The 17,042-nt window shown below is 71.6% G+C and carries 14 protein-coding genes; 1 reads left to right on the plus strand and 13 read right to left on the minus strand.

Translation table 11 applies throughout. The features are described from left to right. Positions 1–47: 47 nt before the first annotated feature. The 9 genes from aroB to ACZ7MF_RS36280 all read right to left on the minus strand — a co-directional run bounded on the left by aroB (position 48) and on the right by ACZ7MF_RS36280 (position 10,214). Complete coding sequence (aroB, locus tag ACZ7MF_RS36240; protein ID WP_471482433.1) at positions 48–1,694, minus strand: 3-dehydroquinate synthase; 1,647 nt, start codon at positions 1,692–1,694, stop codon at positions 48–50. Next, on the minus strand, positions 1,691–2,875 hold the full coding sequence (gene aroC / locus ACZ7MF_RS36245) for a chorismate synthase (RefSeq protein ID WP_471482434.1): 1,185 nt from the start codon (positions 2,873–2,875) through the stop codon (positions 1,691–1,693). The genes aroB and aroC overlap by 4 nt, the downstream gene beginning before the upstream one ends. A 206-nt stretch (positions 2,876–3,081) precedes the next feature. Beyond that, positions 3,082–3,447 carry a hypothetical protein gene (locus ACZ7MF_RS36250; RefSeq protein WP_471482435.1) on the minus strand — a complete coding sequence of 122 codons (366 nt, stop codon included), beginning with the start codon at positions 3,445–3,447 and terminating at the stop codon, positions 3,082–3,084. Positions 3,448–3,495: 48 nt separating this feature from the next. Then, positions 3,496–4,335 carry a shikimate dehydrogenase gene (locus ACZ7MF_RS36255; RefSeq protein ID WP_471482436.1) on the minus strand — a complete coding sequence of 280 codons (840 nt, stop codon included), beginning with the start codon at positions 4,333–4,335 and terminating at the stop codon, positions 3,496–3,498. Further along, on the minus strand, positions 4,316–6,079 hold the full coding sequence (gene mltG / locus ACZ7MF_RS36260) for an endolytic transglycosylase MltG (RefSeq protein WP_471482437.1): 1,764 nt from the start codon (positions 6,077–6,079) through the stop codon (positions 4,316–4,318). The genes ACZ7MF_RS36255 and mltG overlap by 20 nt, the downstream gene beginning before the upstream one ends. 128 nt (positions 6,080–6,207) lie before the next feature. Then, on the minus strand, positions 6,208–6,672 hold the full coding sequence (gene ruvX / locus ACZ7MF_RS36265) for a Holliday junction resolvase RuvX (protein ID WP_046247773.1): 465 nt from the start codon (positions 6,670–6,672) through the stop codon (positions 6,208–6,210). Positions 6,673–6,707: 35 nt separating this feature from the next. Further along, positions 6,708–9,380: an alanine--tRNA ligase gene (alaS, locus tag ACZ7MF_RS36270; RefSeq protein ID WP_471482438.1), complete on the minus strand. Its 2,673-nt coding sequence runs from the start codon at positions 9,378–9,380 to the stop codon at positions 6,708–6,710. Next, positions 9,380–9,757, minus strand: a complete 378-nt coding sequence (locus ACZ7MF_RS36275) for a hypothetical protein (RefSeq protein WP_471482439.1) — start codon at positions 9,755–9,757, stop codon at positions 9,380–9,382. Before ACZ7MF_RS36275 ends, alaS begins: the two co-directional genes overlap by 1 nt. Positions 9,758–9,764: 7 nt before the next feature. After that, entirely contained in the window at positions 9,765–10,214 is a 450-nt protein-coding gene (locus tag ACZ7MF_RS36280) for a DUF948 domain-containing protein (protein ID WP_471482440.1), read from the minus strand. Positions 10,215–10,379: 165 nt separating this feature from the next. Between ACZ7MF_RS36280 and ACZ7MF_RS36285 the strand changes: the two genes are divergently transcribed. Next, positions 10,380–12,569, plus strand: a complete 2,190-nt coding sequence (locus tag ACZ7MF_RS36285; protein WP_471482441.1) for an ATP-binding protein — start codon at positions 10,380–10,382, stop codon at positions 12,567–12,569. Positions 12,570–12,613: 44 nt separating this feature from the next. Here ACZ7MF_RS36285 and rpsD read toward each other — a convergent pair whose 3' ends face one another. From rpsD to hisS, 4 genes are all read right to left on the minus strand, one after another. Beyond that, positions 12,614–13,228: a 30S ribosomal protein S4 gene (rpsD, locus tag ACZ7MF_RS36290; protein WP_003977321.1), complete on the minus strand. Its 615-nt coding sequence runs from the start codon at positions 13,226–13,228 to the stop codon at positions 12,614–12,616. Positions 13,229–13,521: 293 nt separating this feature from the next. Further along, the gene (locus ACZ7MF_RS36295) at positions 13,522–14,877 is read right to left on the minus strand and encodes a replication-associated recombination protein A (RefSeq protein ID WP_356866815.1); all 1,356 of its coding nucleotides are present in this window, start codon (positions 14,875–14,877) and stop codon (positions 13,522–13,524) included. A 42-nt stretch (positions 14,878–14,919) separates the two neighbouring features. Then, positions 14,920–15,582, minus strand: coding sequence for a vitamin K epoxide reductase family protein (locus ACZ7MF_RS36300; protein WP_030871078.1), 663 nt, complete (start codon positions 15,580–15,582; stop codon positions 14,920–14,922). Positions 15,583–15,776: 194 nt separating this feature from the next. After that, on the minus strand, positions 15,777–17,036 hold the full coding sequence (gene hisS, locus ACZ7MF_RS36305) for a histidine--tRNA ligase (RefSeq protein ID WP_471482442.1): 1,260 nt from the start codon (positions 17,034–17,036) through the stop codon (positions 15,777–15,779). Between the last annotated feature and the right edge of the window lie 6 nt (positions 17,037–17,042).

A 17,042-nucleotide genomic window follows, 5' to 3' on the forward strand; every position in this document is an offset into this window, starting at 1 on the left:
AGTGCCCGTCCCACCCGGCGAATCGGGCGGAACGGCGCACCGGGGTACTACTCGCCCACCTCGCCGTAGGCGGCGAGGAGGACGGCCGGGTCGGGGCCCTCCAGCACGGTGGGCCTGGCGAGGCCGTCCAGGACGATGAACCGCAGCAGGTCGCCGCGGGACTTCTTGTCGACCTTCATGTTCTCGACCAGCTTGGGCCACTGGTCGTAGCGGTAGTGCAGCGGCAGTCCGACCGCTTCGAGGATGCTGCGGTGGCGGTCGGCGGTGGCGTCGTCCAGCCGCCCGGCCAGGCGGCCCAGTTCGGCGGCGAAGTGCATGCCGACCGATACGGCGGCGCCGTGCCGCCACTTGTAGCGCTCGTTCTTCTCGATGGCGTGGCCGAGGGTGTGGCCGTAGTTCAGGATCTCCCTCAGGCCCGCTTCCTTCAGGTCGGACGAGACGACCTCGGCCTTGACCTTGATGGAGCGCACGATCAGCTCGGCGGTGTGCGGACCGGCCGGCGTCCGGGCGGACTGCGGGTCGGACTCGATCAGGTCGAGGATCGCCGGGTCGGCGATGAAGCCGGCCTTGATGACCTCGGCGAGGCCCGAGACGTAGTCGTTGACCGGGAGGGAGTCCAGGGCGGCCAGGTCGCACAGGACACCGGCCGGCGGGTGGAAGGAGCCGACCAGGTTCTTGCCCTCGGCCGTGTTGATGCCGGTCTTGCCGCCGACGGCCGCGTCCACCATGGCCAGCACGGTGGTGGGGACGGCGATCCAGCGCACCCCGCGCAGCCAGGTCGCGGCCACGAACCCGGCCAGGTCGGTGCTGGCACCGCCGCCGACCCCGACGATGACGTCGGTGCGGGTGAAACCGGACTGGCCCAGCGCCTTCCAGCAGTACGCGGCGACCTCGGCGGTCTTGGCCTCCTCGGCGTTGGGCACCTGGATCGCGATCGCCTCGTAGCCCTGCCCGGCGAGGTCGGCGCGCAGCGCGTCACCGGTCTCGGCGAGCGCCTCGGGGTGGATCACCGCGACCCGCTTCGCCTTCGCCCCGATCAGACCGCCCAGCTCACCCAGGAGCTGACGGCCCACCAGGACCTCGTAGGGCTCGGACCCCGCGGTGCCGCCGATCTCGATCCTTGTCACGTCGTTCACCACAGCGTCCTCCGGCCGGGGGTCCGGGGGTTGTCCCCCGGGAGATACAGTCAACTCCACTGCGTCCAGGGCGGCTTGGGTGACTTCTTCCGGCGTGCGGCCGTCGGTGGCCACCACGGCCGTGGCGACCTCCTCGTAGAGGTGCCGGCGGGCCTCCATCAGCTCGCGCCACTGCTTGCGCGGGTTGACGGCCAGCAGCGGACGCGCCACGTTCAGGCCGGTGCGCCGCACCGCCTCCTCGACGTCCATCGAGAGGTAGACCACCCGATGCCCGGCGAGCAGCGCGCGCGTGTCCGCGTCGAGGACCGCGCCGCCGCCGAGGGCGAGGACGCCGTCGTGCTCGCCGAGCGCGGTGCGCACGGCCTCCTTCTCCAGCTCGCGGAAGACCGGTTCGCCCTCGTCCACGAAGATCTCGGCGATGCTCCGTCCCTGGGCGGTGACGATGTCCTCGTCGGTGTCCCGGAAGACGGTGCCGAGCCGCTCGGCCAGCAGCTGTCCGACGGTGGACTTGCCGACGCCCATCGGGCCGACGAGGACGACCAGCGGGCCCCCGCTCATCGGATGACCAGGTGGTCGAGGTAGGAGCGCACGTTGCGGCGGGTCTCGGTCACGCTGTCGCCGCCGAACTTCTCCGCCACCGCGTCCGCGAGGACCAGCGCCACCATCGCCTCCGCGACGATCCCGGCGGCCGGCACCGCGGACACGTCGGACCGCTGGTGGTGGGCCTGCGTGGCCTCGCCGGTGGTCACGTCCACGGTCCGCAGGGCGCGCGGCACGGTCGCGATGGGCTTCATCGCGGCCCGCACCCGCAGCAGCTCACCGGTGGTGAGGCCGCCCTCGGTGCCGCCGGAGCGGCCCGAGACCCGGCGGATGCCCTCCGGCGTGCCGACGATCTCGTCGTGCGCCTTCGATCCGGGCACGCGGGCCAGCTCGAAGCCGTCGCCGAGTTCGACGCCCTTGATCGCCTGGATGCCCATGAGGGCGCCCGCCAGCCGCGCGTCGAGCTTGCGGTCCCAGTGGACGTGCGAGCCGAGGCCCACCGGCACGCCGTAGGCGAGGACCTCGACGACGCCGCCGAGGGTGTCGCCGTCCTTGTGGGCCTGGTCGATCTCGGCGACCATCGCCTTCGACGCGTCCGCGTCCAGGCAGCGCACGGGGTCGGCGTCCAGCTTCTCGACGTCGGCCGGCGTCGGGTACACGCCGCGCGGCGCCTTCGCCGAGGCCAGCTCGACGACATGGCTGACGATCTCGACGCCGGCCGTCTCCTTCAGGTACGACCGGGCCACCGCGCCCAGGGCGACGCGGGCCGCCGTCTCACGGGCGGAGGCGCGCTCGAGGATCGGCCGGGCCTCGTCGAAGCCGTACTTCTGCATCCCGGCGAGGTCCGCGTGGCCGGGGCGCGGCCTGGTCAGCGGGGCGTTGCGCGCGAGGCCGGCCAGCACCTCCGGGTCCACCGGGTCGGCCGCCATGACCTGCTCCCACTTGGGCCACTCGGTGTTGCCGACCATCACGGCGACCGGAGAACCCATGGTCAGCCCGTGCCGGACGCCGCCGAGGAAGGTCACCTCGTCGCGCTCGAACTTCATCCGCGCACCGCGGCCGTATCCGAGCCGCCGCCTGGCCAGGTGGTCCGCCACCATCTCCGTGGTGATCGGCACACCGGCGGGCAGCCCCTCCAGCGTCGCGACGAGTGCGGGGCCGTGGGACTCCCCCGCGGTCAGCCAGCGCAACCTGCTCAACGGTGCTCCTCAGTACTCGCGCCCCGGTATGCCCCGTGTACGCGCCTTCTTCGCGTACACGACGGTCCGACCGGGTGCGCGGCCCCGGTCCGCCGCCTTTGATCCTCCCACGTCCGCCCGCCGGACCCGGTCGCCGGTCCATTTGCCGGACGCCCGGACGGACACGCGGGGGGACACGCGCGACGCACCTACGTCCCCGGACGGCGTCAGGCGGGTCGGTCGCCCTGCCGCTGCGGCGGCGCATGGGAACCGAGGAAGTCCGCGCCGCTCTCCTGCCGCTGTGCCGGAGCGTAGGGACCGAGGAAGTCGGCCCCGCTCCGCTCCGGCTGCGGTGGAGCGTAGGGCCCCAGATGGTCGGCTCCGGTGCCCTGCCGCGCCGCCCCGGGCAGGGGCGGCCCCGCGCGACGCGCGCGCCGCCGGGCGATCCCGCGCCGCACCTTGACCACCCAGCTCGCGACGACGGCGAGCACGATCAGCGCGAGCACCGCGATCTGCACCCAGTCGGGCAGAAAGCCCAGGACGGCCTCGAAAATCTGACTCTTGGCGGAGGCCAGCGGCACGCCTGTGTACATGGATCGTCTTCCCCTCCCGTTCCGCCCCCTGCGGAACCGGACGGGATCCTAGCGATCCGCGAGCGCGTGCTCCCCCGCTTTTCGCATGGCGGTCAGCGGGGCGGGCGCCCTGCCGGTCATCTGCTCCACCTGGAGCACGGCCTGGTGGAGCAGCAGGTCGAGGCCGCTGACGACGGCACCGCCGTGCGCCGACCAGCGGGCGGCGAGCGCGGTGGGCCAGGGGTCGTAGAGCACGTCGAAGAGCGTGGTGGGCATCTCGGGGACGGCGGCCGCGAGCGCGTCGGTGGCACCGGCCGGGGTGGTGGCCACGACCAGCGGAGCGCGCAGTGCCTCCGCGGCGTCCGCCCAGTCGGCGAGGCGTACGTCGACGCCGAGCCGTTCCGCCCAGCCCCGCATCTCGGCGGCCCGCGCCTGACTGCGCACGTAAACGGTGACCTCGCCGGTGCAGATCCGGGCCAGCGCGGCGAGCGCGGAGGACGCGGTGGCGCCGGCGCCGAGGATCGCGGCGGACTCGACCTTCTCGATGCCGTGCTCGCGCAGGGCGGCGACGATGCCGGGGATGTCGGTGTTGTCGCCGGTCCTGCGTCCGTCCTCGGTGAGGACGACGGTGTTCACCGCGTCCACGGAGGCGGCCGTCTCGCTGACCGAGTCGAGCAGCGGGATCACCGCCCGCTTGAGCGGCATGGTCAGGGACAACCCCGCCCACTCGGGCCCCAGCCCCTCGAGGAAGCCCGGCAGGGCCGCCTCGTCCACGTCGAAGCGGTCGTACGTCCAGTCCGCGAGGCCCAGTTCCGCGTAGGCGGCGCGGTGCAGCACCGGGGAGAGGGAGTGGGCGATCGGGGAGCCGAGTACGGCGGCCCGGCGCCGGTCAGTTGCCGGAGCTGGCATCGAACTTGTCCTTCAGCTTCAGGAACTCGTCGTGGGTCTTGGCGAACTCGGTCTTCTTCACGCCGTCGGTGGCCACGAAGTAGATCCAGCCGTCCTCGGTGGGGTTGAGCGCCGCTTGCAGGGCCTCTTCGCCGGGGTTGCTGATGGGTCCGGGCGGCAGGCCCCGGTGGTAGTAGGTGTTGTACGGGTCCGGGTTGGTGTTGATCTCGGACTCGCTGATGTGGATCTTGCTCTGCCGCATGAGGTAGTTGAAGGTCGAGTCGAACTGGAGCTTCTGGTTCGTCTCGGTGTTGTCGGTCTTGAGCCTGTTGTAGATGACCTCGGCCATCTTGCGGAAGTCTTCGTGCGTCTTGCCCTCCGCCTGCACCAGGCTCGCGGCGGTGAGCAGCTCCCACGGGCCTTCGAGGCCGAGGCCCTCCGCCTTCTGCTCCAGGCCGATCTTCTCGTACTGCTCGCTGGCACGTGCCACCATCTGCTTGAGCACGTCCTCGGGCTTCTGTCCCTTGGCCGCCGAGTAGCTGGACGGGTAGAGGAAGCCCTCCAGGGGGTCCTTGACGTCCTTGTGGTTCAGCGCCCAGTCGGGCAGGCCGAGGCTCTTGTACTCGGACTTGGCGACCTTGGCGGTGGTGCCGTCCTTCACTTCGAGGCGTTTGTCGATGAGCTTGTAGACGTCGGCGTTGCGCCTGCCCTCGGCGATGATCAGGTTGCTGCGGCTCTTCGGGCTGAGCAGGAGTTCGACCGCGCTCTCGGCCGACATCTCCTTCTGCAGCGTGTACACGCCGTCCTGGATGCTCTTGCCGCGGGGGTTGCCCTGCTGGGCGGCGATGAACGCGTCGACGCTCTTCACCACGCCCTGCCGCTTGAGTTCCTGGCCGATCGTGGAGCCGCCAGCGCCCTTGGGGATGGTGACGGTCACCTGCTCGCCGTTGCCGCCGCCCGCGTAGTCCGGGGCCGCGCCGAAACGATCCTGGTAATACTGGTAGCCGAAATATCCGATGCCCGCCACGCCGCCGCCGAGCACCAGGCAGACCACCAGGCAGGCGCATCCGCTGCGGCGTTTCTTGGGCTTGCCGCCGCCCCTGGTTCTGCGGTCCTCCCGGCCGTCGCGGCCGTCGCCCGGCGCGTCGTCGTCCTCGTCCGCGTCCCCGCCGGCGAAGAAGGCGTGCTCCCCCTCGTCCGGTCCCGGGTCCCAGTCGGTGCGCTGCGGCTCGGGCTCGGCGCGCCTGCGGGTGGGCGGCTCCGGCGGCGGGTACGCCTCGGGGGTGCCGTAGAAGTCGGGCTGCTCGGCGCCGTAGCCGCCGGCCTGCTGTCCGTAGGGGTCGGACGGGTCGGCCGGGTACTGCGCCTGGGGGTGTGCGCCGCCGCCCCAGCCGCCGTTGTCGTAGCCCTGCTGCGGCTGGGCCTGAGGCGCGTACTGCTGGTCGTACTGCTGCTGACCGTACTGGTGCTGGTCGTACTGCTGCTGGTCGTACTGCTGCTGACCGTACGGGTCGTACTGGGGTTCGGGGTGCTGGTGGGCGTACTGGTCGTACTGGGGCTGCCCGCCGCCGTACGACGACTGGCCGCCGTTGCTCCAGTCGCCGTAACCCTGCTGCGCCTGCTGCTCCGGATACTGCTGCGGCTGGCCGCCGTAGGGGGACTGCTGACCCGCATGGGCCTGCTGTCCGCCCCATCCGCCGTCCCCGTACAACGGGTCCTCCGGATGCCACGGTTCGGAGCCTGGGCCCCGGCCATACTCAGTCATCGATCCCCTAGAGCCGCGAGGCGACGGGGGGCGCGACCTGTGCCGAAGGGCCCGCTTCCGTTCCGCCTCTTGCTGTGCGGTGGCTGTTCGAATGCCTCCGCATCGCGCGGAACGTTACCGTACCGCGATCAGATGACCACTTCGACGCCCTCGCCGGGTGGCCTGCCTGACACCCGTTCGGATTCGAGTGCCTGCTGGAGGATGATCACAGCGGCGGCCTGGTCGATGACGGACCGGCCCTTCTTGGACTTCACTCCGGAGGCGCGCAGCCCCTGGCTGGCGGTGACCGTCGTCATGCGTTCGTCGACCAGCCGGACCGGGACCGGCGCGATGCCCTTGGCCAGCTCCTGCGTGAAGCGCCTGACCTTGGCCGCGGCCGGGCCCTCGCCCCCCTTGAGGGAGCGAGGGAGGCCGACGACGACCTCGATCGGCTCGTACTCCGCGACCAGCTGCCTCAGGCGCCGGTGCGCCGCCGGGACGTCGCGGCCGGGGACGGTCTCCACAGGGGTGGCGAGGATGCCGTCGGGGTCGCAGGACGCCACCCCGATGCGGGCGTCGCCGACGTCGACGGCCAGGCGACGGCCACGGCGCATCTTCGGGCCGTCCACCTGGTCGTTCTCGGGCGTGCTCACTTGGCGGTGTCCGCCACGAGGCGCTCGACGGCGTCGACGGCGTCGCCGATGGCGGCCGCGTTCTGGCCGCCGCCCTGGGCGACGTCCGGCTTGCCGCCACCGCCGCCGCCGAGGGTCTTGGCGGCGGTGCGCACCAGGTCACCGGCCTTGAGGCCGCGCTCGCGGGCGGCGTCGTTGGTGGCGATGACCGTGAGGGGCTTGCCGTTGACGGTCGTGAACAGGGCCACGACGGCGGCCCGGCCGCCCTGGATGCGGCCGCGCACGTCGAGCACGAGCTTGCGCAGGTCGTCGGCGGTGGTGCCGTCCGGGACCTGCCCGGTCACCAGGGCCACGCCGCGCACGTCCTTGGCGGAGTCGGCGAGGCCGCCGGCGGCCTGGAGGACCTTCTCGGCCCGGAACTTCTCGATCTCCTTCTCGGCGTCCTTGAGCTTGCCGAGCATCGCGGAGACCTTCTCCGGAAGCTCCTCCGGGCGGCCCTTGATCAGCTCCTGGAGCTGGGCGACGACCGTGTGCTCGCGGGCGAGGAAGCTGTAGGCGTCCACGCCGACCAGCGCCTCGATGCGGCGCACGCCGGAACCGATGGAGGACTCGCCGAGCAGCTTGACCAGGCCGAGCTGGGCGGTGTTGTGCACGTGGGTGCCGCCGCACAGCTCCTTGGAGAAGTCGCCGATGGTGACGACGCGCACGCGCTCGCCGTACTTCTCGCCGAACTCGGCGATGGCGCCCTGCTTCCTGGCCTCGTCGATGCCCATGACGTCGGCGCGCACGTCGAGGTCGCGGGCGAGCACCTCGTTGATCTTCTGCTCGACGTCGGTCATCACGGCGGTCGGCACGGCGGACGGCGAACCGAAGTCGAAGCGGAAGCGACCGGGCTGGTTCTCGGAACCGGCCTGCGCGGCCGTCGGGCCGAGCGCGTCGCGCAGCGCCTGGTGGGTGAGGTGGGTCGCCGAGTGGGCGCGGGCGATGGCCTTGCGGCGGCGGTCGTCGATGGAGGCCTGGGCCTTGGCACCGACGGTGACCTCGCCGACCTGGACGACGCCCTTGTGGACGTACACGCCCGGCACCGGCTTCTGGCAGTCGCGGATCTCGATCACGGCGCCGGTGTCGACCCGGATCCGTCCGGTGTCGCCGATCTGGCCGCCGCCCTCGGCGTAGAACGGGGTGCGGTCGAGGACGATCTCGACCTCGTCGCCCTCGGTGGCGGCCGGGGAGGAGGCACCGTCGACGAGGATGCCGACGATCGTGGACTCGGTCTCGGTGTCGGTGTAGCCGACGAAGTCGGTGGCGCCGGCCTTGTCGGCGATCTCCCGGTAGGCACCGGCACCGGCGTGACCGGTCTTCTTGGCCTGGGCGTCGGCCTTGGCGCGCTCCCGCTGCTCCTTCATCAGGCGCCGGAAGCCGTCCTCGTCCACGGACAGCCCCTGCTCGGCGGCCATCTCCAGGGTGAGGTCGATCGGGAAGCCCCAGGTGTCGTGGAGCAGGAACGCCTTGTCACCGGCGAGGACGGTGCCGCCGGAGGCCTTGGTGTCGGTGACGGCGGTGTCGAGGATGTTGGTGCCGGCCTTCAGCGTCTTGAGGAAGGCGTTCTCCTCGGCGAGGGCGACCTTCTCGATGCGCTCGCGGTCGGTGACCAGCTCGGGGTACTGCTGCCCCATCATCTCGATCACGACGTCGATGAGGTCCTTGACGACCGGCCCGGTGGCGCCGAGGAGGCGCATGTTGCGGATGGCGCGGCGCATGATGCGGCGCAGCACGTAGCCGCGGCCCTCGTTGCCGGGGGTGACGCCGTCGCCGATGAGCATCACCGAGGTGCGCATGTGGTCGGTGACCACGCGCAGGGAGACGTCCGAGGCCTGGGCGTCTCCGTAGGCCACGCCGGTCAGTTCGGTGGCCTTCCTGATGACGGCCATGGAGGTGTCGATCTCGTACATGTTCTGCACGCCCTGCAGAATCATGGCGAGGCGTTCCAGGCCGAGGCCGGTGTCGATGTTCTTGCTCGGCAGCTCGCCGAGGATCTCGAACTCCTCCTTGCCGATGCCCTCACCCCGCTCGTACTGCATGAAGACGAGGTTCCAGATCTCCACGTACCGCTCGTCGTTGACGGCGGGGCCGCCCTCGACGCCGAACTCGGGGCCGCGGTCGTAGTTGATCTCGGAGCAGGGGCCGCAGGGGCCGGGGACGCCCATGGACCAGTAGTTGTCCTTCTTGCCGAGGCGCTGGATGCGCTCGGAGGGGACGCCCACGACGTCGTGCCAGATGCGCTCGGCCTCGTCGTCGTCCTTGTAGACGGTGATCCACAGGCGCTCGGGGTCGAGGCCGTAACCGCCCTTGTCCTGGGGGCTGGTGAGCAGCTCCCAGGCGTACTTGATGGCGCCTTCCTTGAAGTAGTCGCCGAAGGAGAAGTTGCCGCACATCTGGAAGAACGTGCCGTGCCGGGTGGTCTTGCCGACCTCTTCGATGTCCGGCGTGCGCACGCACTTCTGCACGCTGGTGGCGCGGTCGAAGGGCGGCTTGACCTCACCCAGGAAGTAGGGCTTGAAGGGCACCATGCCGGCCGGGACGAGGAGCAGAGTCGGGTCGTCCGCGATGAGCGACGCCGAAGGGACGACGGTGTGACCGCGCTCCTCGAAGAAGCTCAACCAGCGGCGACGAATCTCGGCCGACTCCATCAGTGGTCCTCATTCCGGTTGTACGAGTGCGTCGTCCTGTCGTCGGCGACGTACTTCGGCTTGCTGCTGTTGCTGTTCTCGATGGCGTGGCGGGGCCGCGGGGCGGCGAGCCCGTGGTTGAGGGGGCCCGGGTCGACGGGGGCCTTCAGGCCCAGCGCGTCGTCCAGTTCGGCCTCCCGCTGGGCCATGTTGTCGCGGACGTCGAGCGCGAAACCCACCGCGCGGTCCCTGACCCGGGTGCCCACGTCGAGCGCCTTGTTCGCCGCGGTGGCGGCGAGGCTCTCGGGGGTGAGCTGCTTGAGCTTCCGGTTGACCTTGGTGGTGGCCCACACACCGGCGGCCACGCCGGTGCCGAACCAGAACGTACGGCGGAACATCGCTCGGTCAGCCCTTCTTCCGCTTCGTCCGCCGCGCGGCCGGGAGCGTACGGCCCACGATCACGGTACGCCGCGCCTGGGCGGCCGGGGCGGACATGTCCTCCTTGCGACCGCCGAGTGCCCGGCGCACGCCGTACCCGAACGCCGCGACCTTGACCAGCGGGCCGCCGAAGGTGGAGGCCACGGTGGTGGACAGCGCGGAGGCGTTCGAGGTGACCTCCTGGACGTCGGAGGCGATCGCGTCGACCCGGTCGATCTGGGTCTGCGCGCTGCGCACCGCCGTCGAGGCGTCGGCCAGCAGCGGCACCGCCTGGTCGGTCACGTCCGCCACGAGCTTGGTGGTCGTCCTGAGCGTCTGGGCCAGCCTCGCCAGTGCGACGGCGAGGAAGGAAACCAGGATCGCCCAGAAGACGGCCACCAGGATCCCGGCCACCTCGCCACCGGACACTGTGTGCACCCGCTCCCTGAAAGACGTGCCTGAACATCGGGAAAGTCGTGCACCGAGCCTATCGCGCCGGGCGCGGGGCTCCGCACCGGATTCCCCTTCGCGCGCGGCGCGCTGCGGTCGAGTTCGGTGAAGCGATTGTACGGAGTGAATACGGTTCAGTACGCTCCGTGTTTCATGCGAGACCATCGGCGCGACGGCATCCCGCACGGCAACCTCCCACTGGAGCTCGACACCTTCGTCGGGAGAGGAGCACAGCTGGCGGAGCTGGCGCGGACGCTGGATTCCGCACGGCTGGTGACCGTCACCGGCTCCGGCGGAGTGGGCAAGTCCCGGCTGGCCGCGCGGGCCGCCGCGCGCCGCTCGCCCCGGGACGGGGTCTGGCGGGTGCAGTTGGCGCCGGTGCGGGACGAGGAGTTCGTCGACTACGCGGTCGTGGAGGCGCTGGGCCTGACCGACCACACCACCCGGCTGCCCCGCGAGACGCTGCTCGCGCATCTGGCCGAGCGGGAGCTGCTGCTGCTCCTGGACGGGGTCGAGCACCTGGTGGACGCCTGCGCGGGGCTGGTGACCGAGTTGCTGGGCCGTGCTCCGGGGCTCAGGGTGCTGGCCGTGGGGCGCAGACCGCTGGGCGTGGCCGGCGAGCGGCTGGTTCCGCTGGCGCCGCTGGGCACGGAGGAGGCGGTCGAGCTGCTGACGGTCCGGGCCGGGCAGCGGAGCGTCACCTGCGGCCACGACGCGGACCCGGACGCGGACCAGCGGGAGGTGCGCGAGCTGTGCCGGCGTCTCGACGGCATCCCGCTGGCGATCGAACTGGCGGCGGGGCGCCTGGACGCGCTGTCGCCGGGGCAGGTGCTGCGCCGCCTCGACGACCGGTTCCGGCTGCTGACGGGCGGGGACCGCACCGCGCTGCCCCGGCACCGGACGCTGCGCACGGCGATCGGCTGGAGCCACGAGCTGTGCACGCCACCGGAGCGGCTGCTGTGGGCGCGCCTTTCGGTGTTCGCCGGGCCGTTCGACCTGGAGGCCGCCGAGTACGTGTGCAGCGGGGACGGGATGCCGGCCGACGACGTGCTCGACGTGCTCTCCGCCCTGCTCTCCCAGTCCGTGCTGACCCGCGAGGAGTCCCCGGCCGGGGTGCGCTACCGGATGCTCGACACGGTGCGGGCGTACGGCGCCGACTGGCTCGAGGCGACGGGGGACGCGGACCGGCTGCGGCGGCGGCACCGGGACTGGTACGTGGGCCTGGCGACCTGGTGCGAGCTGGAGTGGTTCTCGCCGCGCCAGGGCGAGGTCGCGGCGCGGGTGGACGCGGAGCTGCCGAATCTGCGCAGCGCCCTGGAGCACTGTCTGGACGAGCCGGACGGCGCACACCTGGGCCAGTACCTGGCGGGCGCCCTGTGGTTCCACTGGGTCGGCTGCGGACGGCTGTCGGAGGGGCGGCACTGGCTGGAGCAGGCGGTGCGGCTGGACGCGGAGCCGACGGCGGGCGAGCAGTCGCGGCTGAAGGCGCTGTGGGTGCTCGCCCACGTGGCGATCCTCCAGGGCGACACGGTGCCCGCGCTGGCGGCGCTCCAGGAGTGCCGCCAGGAGGCGGAGCGCTCGGCGAATCCCACGGCGGTGGCGTACGCGGAGCACCGCACCGGCTGTCTGGCGCTGGTGACGGACGACATGCCGCGCGCGGAGACGCTGCTGCGCTCCGCGCTGCACCGCTACCGGGAGATCGGCGAGCTGAACAGCAACGTGCTGATGGGCCAGGTGGAGCTGGCGATGGCCCGGGCCTTCCAGGGCGATCTGCCGGACGCGGTGCGCCTGTGCGAGGACGTGCGCCAGGTGTGCGAGGACCACGGCGAGCGCTGGGCCCGCGGGTACGCCCTGTACGTCCTCGCCTACGCGGCCTGGAGCGACGGTGAGCCGGTGCGCGCCCGCGAGCTGCTGGCCGACTGCCTGGGCAGTGCGCACCGCTTCCGCGACCAGCTGGGCTCGGTGCTCGCGGTGGAGCTGCTGGCCCTGGTCACGGTGGCGGAGGGCGACGCGGCGGAGGCGGCGGTGCTGCAGGGCGCGGCGGGGCGGATGTGGCCGTCGGTGGGACTGCCGCTGTTCGGCTCGGCGCACTACAACGCGCCGCACGAGCTGTGCGAGGCGGCGGCCCGGGAGCAGCTGGGCGACGAGCGGTACGAGGAGTGCGTACGGCACGGGACGCTGCTCGGCCGCCGGGAGGCGGTGGCGCGGGCGCTGCGCCGGCCCGGGGCGAGGGCCTCGCTGCCGGCGCCGCGCCCGACGGCCGTGCGGCGGGGCGCGGCGGGCTCCCGCACGGCGAAGCCCGCCGCCTCGCCCACCCGGAAGGGCGGGGAGACGGCGGGCTGAGGTACCGCTGGTACTGCGCCTGCTCGTTCAGCGTTTCCGCTGGATCAGCGGGCGTAGTACTCGACGACGAGCTGCTCGTCGCAGATCACCGGGATCTCCTTGCGGTTCGGCTCGCGGTCCAGGCGGAACGCCAGGGCCTTGAGGTTCACCTGGAGGTAGCGCGGGGTCTCGCCGTCGGGGGCGAAGCCACCCTCGCGGGCGATGGTGAAGAGCGTCTTCTCCTTGGAGCGCTCGCGCACCTGCACCACGTCGTCCGGGCGGACGCGGAAGGACGGCTTGTCGACCTTCTGGCCGTTGACCTGGATGTGGCCGTGGACGACCATCTGGCGGGCCTGGTAGATCGTGCGGGCGATGCCCGAACGCAGGACCAGCGCGTCGAGACGGCGCTCGAGCTCGATGACCAGGGCCTCGCCGGTCTTCATGTTGGTCTTGGAGGCACGCTCGTAGGCGCGGACGAGCTGACGCTCGCTGAGGTCGTACTGCGCGCGCAGACGCTGCTTCTCGAGCAGACGGACCTTGTAGTCCGAGTTCTGCTTGCGGCCGCGGCCGTGCTCACCCGGCGGGTAGGGGCGGGCCTCGAAGTACTTGACGGCCTTCGGGGTCAGCGCGATGCCGAGGGCACGCGACTTCTTGACCTTGGGGCGGGGCTGGTTCGCCACTGTCTGTGTCTCTTTCCTGGATTTCCGGCTTGTCAGGGTTGAGGGAGGTCGCATCCGCAGCCGGGGAAACCCGCCGGGTCCGCTCGGGACCTGCCGGGCAGCCGCTCCCTGGTCTGGGCACATACGTGCAGCACGCGAGTGGCCCACCGACCGCTCCCGGAACTCCGGGTGGTGGTGGGCTGCCCGCGACACCATCGACGGTGCGCGACGCTCCTGGAACCCGTGAGGGTTCCGGCCGGTCGTCCCGTTCTGACTGCACGGGACACGGCACTGCGAGGCAGTCTACAGGCCGCTCAGGACGGCTTGCGACCGAGGTGCCCGCGGGTCCACTCCACGGCGTCCGCGTACCGGGCCTCGGCGCCGTGCCGGGTCGGTGTGTAGTACGTCCGGTCCTTGAGTCCGTCCGGGGCGTACTGCTGGGCGGCGATGCCCTCGGGCAGGTCGTGCGGGTACACGTAGCCCTGGCCGTGTCCGAGCTTGCCCGCGCCCTTGTAGTGGCTGTCGCGCAGGTGGGCGGGGACCGGTCCGGTGTGCCCCTTGCGCACGTCGTCCAGGGCGGCGCCGATGGCGGTGGTCGCGGCGTTGGACTTGGGGGCCAGCGCCAGGGCGATGGTGGCGTGGCTGAGGGTGAGGGCGGCCTCGGGGAAGCCGATCATGGCGACGGCCTGGGCGGCGGCGACGGCGATCTGCAGCGCGTTGGGATCGGCCAGGCCGATGTCCTCGCTGGCCGAGATCATCAGGCGCCGGGCGATGAAGCGGGGGTCCTCACCGGCCTCGATCATGCGGGCCAGGTAGTGCAGGGCGGCGTCCACGTCGGAGCCGCGGATGGACTTGATCAGGGCGCTGGCGACGTCGTAGTGCTGGTCGCCGTCGCGGTCGTACTTCACCGCGGCCCGGTCGACCGTCTCCTCCAGCGTGGTCAGGCCGATCTCCGCCTCGCCCTTGTCGAGCGCGGCCCCGGCGGCGGCCTCCAGCGCGGTGAGCGCGCGCCGGGCGTCGCCGCCCGCGATGCGCAGGAGGTGCTCCTCGGTGTCCTCGGGCAGGGTGACGGCACCCTTGAGTCCGCGCTCGTCGGTCAGGGCGCGGCGCAGCAGGTCCCGGACGTCGTCGTCGGTGAGGGGTTCGAGGGTGAGCAGGAGGGAGCGGGAGAGCAGCGGGGAGATCACCGAGAAGTACGGGTTCTCGGTGGTGGCGGCGATCAGGGTGACCCAGCGGTTCTCGACGGCCGGGAGCAGGGAGTCCTGCTGGGCCTTGCTGAAGCGGTGGATCTCGTCCAGGAAGAGGACGGTCTCCTTGCCGTACCCGCCGACCGCGCGGCGGGCGCCGTCGATGACCGCGCGGACCTCCTTGACGCCCGCGGTGATCGCCGACAGCTCCACGAACCGCTTGTTGGTGGCCTTGGAGACGACGTACGCCAGGGTGGTCTTGCCGGTGCCCGGCGGGCCCCAGAGGATGACCGAGGAGGGCCCCGCCGGCCCGGACGCGCCCTCGCCGACCAGGCGGCGCAGGGGGGAACCGGGCTTGAGCAGGTGCTGCTGGCCGACGACCTCGTCGAGGGTGCGCGGGCGCATCCGCACGGCGAGAGGGCTGCCGGTCGGGTCCTTCTCCTGGCGTTCTTCGGCTGCGGCGGTGAACAGATCGGGCTCCACGCTCTGAACCCTAAATGACCGCACTGACAAGCGAGACGCCCGTCAGCTGGTCCAGAAGTCCCACCAGCGGGTGAGGATCATCATGCCGATGATGCCGATGTGCAGCACCGGCAGGACCCAGGTGAACTCGCCGAAGAAGCCGCGCAGCCAGCCCGGCGCGGGCAGGAAGCCCTTGCGGACGTTGAAGGACGTCACGTACCAGAACATCAGGATCGTGGCGACCCAGGCCAGGCAGCACCACAGGCACAGCGAGTTGATCCGGTACAGGGACTGGAACTGGAGCCACGAGACGAACGCGACGCCGAAGAGGCAGCCGGCGTTGAAGGTCAGCCAGTACCAGCGCGGGTAGGTGGCGCGCGCGAGCAGGCTCATGCCGACGCAGATGACGATGCCGTAGGCGACGAGGCCGAGCATCGGGTTGGGGAAGCCGAAGACGGAGGCCTGGTCGCTCTCCATGATGTTGCCGCAGGAGACGACCGGGTTGAGGCTGCAGCCGGGCGTGAACGTGGTGCCGGCGACCTTGGCCTCGAGGATCTTCTGCTTGTCGATCGTGATGACCCACGCGGCGAGCAGCCCGGCCGCGCCCGTGATCACCAGGAGCAGCGCGAGGGCCCGGCTGCCGCCCTCGGTGCGCGGGGTGCGGGTGCCGCTGTCCGGCGCGGACTCTGCCACGGTGGAGACGTCCTTCACTGTCGTCTTGCTCATCACGCCGATTCCGTCGCTGGGGAGTGGGACCTGCTTCGGGCAGGGGCCATTGTGCCGCACAAGCCTGTATGGGCACCGTTCGATGAGCCTATGAACGGATCGGCGATCACTCCGGAGCGGCGCCTTCCGGCCACCACCCGTTCCTCAGGGGCACGCGCGAGCGAAAACACGTGCCCCTGAAGGGTGTCGGCCCGCTAGCCGAGCCTCGACTCCAGCTCCGCCACGATCTCGTTGACGCCGATCGCGGTCTGCTCGCCGGACTCCATGTCCTTGAGCTGGACGACGCCCTCGGCCAGGTCGCGCTCGCCCAGGATCAGCGCGTAGCGGGCGCCCGAGCGGTTGGCCCCCTTCATCGCGGCCTTGAGGCCCTTGCCTCCGTAGGAGAAGTCGGCGGCGACGCCGTTCTTGCGCAGCTCGGTGACCTTGGCGAACAGGATCCGGCGGGCCTCCTCGCCCAGCGGGACCGCGAAGACGGAGGTGGTGGACGGGATGTCCAGTTCGATGCCCTCCGCCTCCAGGGCGAGGACGGTGCGGTCGACGCCGAGGGCCCAGCCGACCGAGGGCAGGGCGGGGCCGCCGATCATCTCGGACAGGCCGTCGTAGCGGCCGCCGCCGCCCACCGCGGACTGGGAGCCGAGGCCGTCGTGGACGAACTCGAACGTCGTGCGCGTGTAGTAGTCCAGGCCGCGCACCAGCTTGGGGTCGTCCTCGAAGACCACGCCCGCCGCCGTGATCAGCTCGCGCACCTCCTCGTGGTACGCCTTGCAGGCGTCGCACAGGTAGTCGCGCAGCAGCGGAGCCTCGGTGAGCTGCTTCTGGACGTCCGGACGCTTGTCGTCCAGGACGCGCAGCGGATTGATCTCCGCGCGGCGCAGGGTCTCCTCGTCCAGGTCGAGACCGCGCAGGAAGTCCTGGAGCGCGGCGCGGTAGACGGGGCGGCACTCCTGGTCGCCCAGGGAGTTGAGCAGGATGCGGAAGTTCTGCAGGCCGAGCGCGCGGTACGACTGGTCGGCCAGGATGATCAGTTCGGCGTCCAGGGCCGGGTCCTCGGCACCGATCGCCTCGGCGCCCACCTGGGAGAAGTGGCGGTAACGGCCCTTCTGGGGGCGCTCGTAGCGGTACTGCGAGCCCGAGTACCAGACCTTCACGGGCAGGCCCGCCTTGTGCAGGTTGGCCTCCAGGACCGCGCGCAGTACGGGAGCGGTGGTCTCCGGGCGCAGGGCGAGGCGGTCGCCGCCCCTGGTCTCGAAGACGTACATCTCCTTGGTCACGATGTCGGTGGACTCGCCGACTCCGCGCGCGAACAGCTCGACGTTCTCGAAGCCGGGCGTCTCGATGTAGCCGTAGCCGGAGTTGCGCAGCGGGGCGGCGATCGCCTCGCGGACGGCCAGGAACTTGGCGGAGTCGGGCGGCAGCAGGTCGTACGTGCCCTTGGGGGCCTTGAAGGTGCTCACGGAAGG

The organism is Streptomyces sp. NPDC111628 (assembly GCF_055635195.1).

What these genes read in the sequence shown, in the direction of transcription:
- aroB (WP_471482433.1), bottom strand. Translation starts at nt 1,694, where the DNA reads ATGAGCGGGGGCCCGCTGGTCGTCCTCGTCGGCCCGATGGGCGTCGGC.
- ACZ7MF_RS36250 (WP_471482435.1), bottom strand. Translation starts at nt 3,447, where the DNA reads ATGTACACAGGCGTGCCGCTGGCCTCCGCCAAGAGTCAGATTTTCGAG.
- ACZ7MF_RS36255 (WP_471482436.1), bottom strand. Translation starts at nt 4,335, where the DNA reads ATGCCAGCTCCGGCAACTGACCGGCGCCGGGCCGCCGTACTCGGCTCC.
- mltG (WP_471482437.1), bottom strand. Translation starts at nt 6,079, where the DNA reads ATGACTGAGTATGGCCGGGGCCCAGGCTCCGAACCGTGGCATCCGGAG.
- ruvX (WP_046247773.1), bottom strand. Translation starts at nt 6,672, where the DNA reads ATGCGCCGTGGCCGTCGCCTGGCCGTCGACGTCGGCGACGCCCGCATC.
- alaS (WP_471482438.1), bottom strand. Translation starts at nt 9,380, where the DNA reads ATGGAGTCGGCCGAGATTCGTCGCCGCTGGTTGAGCTTCTTCGAGGAG.
- ACZ7MF_RS36275 (WP_471482439.1), bottom strand. Translation starts at nt 9,757, where the DNA reads ATGTTCCGCCGTACGTTCTGGTTCGGCACCGGCGTGGCCGCCGGTGTG.
- ACZ7MF_RS36285 (WP_471482441.1), top strand. Translation starts at nt 10,380, where the DNA reads ATGCGAGACCATCGGCGCGACGGCATCCCGCACGGCAACCTCCCACTG.
- ACZ7MF_RS36300 (WP_030871078.1), bottom strand. Translation starts at nt 15,582, where the DNA reads ATGAGCAAGACGACAGTGAAGGACGTCTCCACCGTGGCAGAGTCCGCG.